The sequence below is a fragment of the Phenylobacterium sp. genome (assembly GCF_028290885.1).
Classification (GTDB): Bacteria; Pseudomonadota; Alphaproteobacteria; order Caulobacterales; family Caulobacteraceae; genus Phenylobacterium.
Genome location: NZ_JAQGIZ010000129.1, coordinates 1 through 2637, shown reverse-complemented (window position 1 = coordinate 2637; position 2637 = coordinate 1). Strand labels below are relative to the sequence as shown.

Below are 2637 nucleotides of genomic sequence, written 5' to 3'. Positions count from 1 at the left end.
GCGCCGCCATCACGCGCCGGCTCATGAAGCTCCAGAAGAAGCCGAAGCCCGCCCCCAGCAGCGTCGAGCCGGCGATCACCCAGGCGAGCGACCCGTCGCGCATGGCCCAGGTGAGCAGGACGAGGCTCGCCACCACGCAGACCGACCCGAACCGCACCCAGCGCCCATCCCAGAGATCCGAGGTGTCGGCCACCAGCAGGGCGCAAACCGTCCAGCCCAGGGCCTCGGCCGCGATCACATAGCCGGCCCAGAGCGGCGACATGCCGCGAAGCGTCTGCAGGATCGCCGGACCGTAGACCGAGAGGCCCATGGAGGCGGCGGTCAGCGCGAACATCGCCGCATAGCCGGAGCCCACGATGGTCTTCAGGTCCGCCGCCCGGTGCGGCAGCAGACGCACGGCGGCCCGCCCGTCGACCTTCAGCACCACAGCCAAGAGCACGAGCCCCGCCAGCACCAGCCCCCCGGCGGCGAGCGCGCCGCGGGTGATGTCGGCCACCGCGATGGCGGCCACGCCGAGGGTCAGGACGCCGAGCTGGGTCCAGGGCACGCCCTGGCCGCCCGCAGCCTTCGTATCGGCCTTCAGCAGCCAGACCGCGGCGAGGCTGAACGCCACCGCCTGGGCCGCGAACAGCCAGAACACCATCCGCCACTCATGGGCCTGGGCGAACAGGCCGCCGACCAACGGTCCCAGCACCGTGGCGATCCCCCAGACGCCGGAGACCGCGGCGAACACCTTGGCCAGGTGCCGCTCGGGGAACAACAGCGCGATGGCCACCATGGAGAAGCCCGAAATCCAGCCGCCGCCGACGCCCTGCAGCACCCGCCCGGCCAGGAAGACGGCGATGTTCGGCCCCGCCGCGCTCATCACGCAGCCGGCCGCATAGGCGAGGCCGGCGAAGGCGATGGCCGGCCTCAGCCCGAAGATCTCCGAGAGCCGCCCGGCGCTGGCGCCCGCCAGGATCGCGCCGATCAGGAAGCCGGCCGTCGCCCAGCTGAAATAGCCGTAGCCGCCGAGCTCCGCGCCGACGCTCGGCATGATGGTCGCCGTGACCAGGCTGTCGGCCGCGCTCAGCCACACGCCCAGGCAGATCAGCGCAAAGCGCGGCAGTCGGCCGCCCGAAAGCAGGTCGGCCCAGCTGTTCGGCGCGGCGGCGGACTCGGACATCCGCGCCACTTAGCCCAGTCCGGTCGCTACTTCGACCGCGACGCTGCAGGCGCCGGCAGCTTGAAGCCCGGATACCAGTGGGTCGCGGTGCCGGCTGTCACGTACCAGCTGAGCAGCAGCGCGCAGATCAGGGCGCCGGGGACGTAGGAGTTGGTCCGCCGGTAGGTCACCGCCGCGATCGCCCCGAAGGTGGCCAGCAGGGGCACGAACTGGATCGCCACGATGGTGTTCAGGGGCTCGCTTGGGGTGAGCAGCAGGCCGGTCCGGAAGAGGGTCGCGTATTCCACGACCAGCAGGACGATGAACCCCAGGCTCATGGCGAGCTTCCAGGCGCCGGCCTGGACCATGAAGCCCTCGCCCTTCACCGCCAGGTTCGCCGCCAGCGCCCGAAGAGCCACCAGGAAGAACACCGCCCACAGCACGAGGTAGGGGATTGCCATCAGCGCGTGGCGGCCGTCCAGCGGCTTCAGGCCCAGGACCCAGAAGCGGTAGTCCACCTTGAACACCGCATCGACGATCACCAGCGACAGATAGCCGATGGCGATGGTCGCCACAGCGATCCCGGCCGACTTCGGCCAGTCCGTCGTGAACGCCGGCTTGCCGCCCCTGAGCGCCAGGCTCAGCACCAGGGTGATCAGGGCGTTGACCAAGGCCCAGACGACCAGCTGGTTCTGGATGTACTGCGGGAAGAGCTGCATCGGGAAGAACAGGTTCCCGAGCTTCATCAGCGGATAGAAGGTCAGCGCCGGAACCGCCGCGGTCAGCAGGAAGGCCAGCCACCACTTGCCGCCGCGCCGCTCGGCCGCGGCCTGCGCCGGCTGGTTGAGGCTCGCGAACACCGGCAGCGTCAGCAGCAGCTCGAAGGCCCCGATCAGGAGGCAGACGAAGCCTGCGAACCCGATCGCGGTGCCGATGTCCTTCCACAGCCAGATCTGGTCGCCGGGGGCCATGGGATTGGCCTCGCCCGCCAGGGTCTTCTGGAACCAGTCCACGGCCCCGCCGACGCCGGCGTAGCTGAAGTGCTCCCAGGGGTGGGTCACCGGCGGGTTTTCGAGCAGGCGGGCGCTGCCGTCGGCGATCACCCCGTAGATCTTGCCGACGATCACCGGGCCAGGCACGCCGAACACCTTGGCGAGCTTCGGCGAGTTGGCCACCAGCGAGCCCTTCGGCACGCCCCACATCAGGGGCGCGAACTCGTCGAACTGGCCGAATACGATGGCCAGGTTCTTAGGATTGGCGGGCGACTTGGCCCCCAGGAAGGCCGGCGTCGAGCCCTCCAGCACGATCGCCTTGTAGCCGTCCGGCTGCGAGGCCGCCGCCGTCATCACCGGCACGCCGCCCATGGAGTGGCCCTCGAGCCCGATGTTGGCCTTGTCGACGAAGGGCAGGCTCTGCAGGTAGCGAAGCGCCGCCGGCCCGCCCAGGTCCTTGGACTGCCCTACCGCGCCACCGGAGTAGCCATGGCCGACCAT

Annotated in this window: 2 protein-coding genes; both read right to left on the bottom strand. The window is 70.3% G+C overall.

Features of this window, described 5'->3' with window-relative positions; genetic code table 11:
- Positions 1 to 1165 (bottom strand): MFS transporter (locus JWP28_RS08805; protein WP_299542138.1); only part of this gene is annotated, 1165 nt, incomplete at its 3' end.
- Positions 1166 to 1191: 26 nt separating this feature from the next.
- Positions 1192 to 2637, bottom strand: a 1446-nt coding sequence (locus JWP28_RS08800; protein ID WP_299542136.1) for a prolyl oligopeptidase family serine peptidase, incomplete at its 5' end; no start/stop codon positions are given.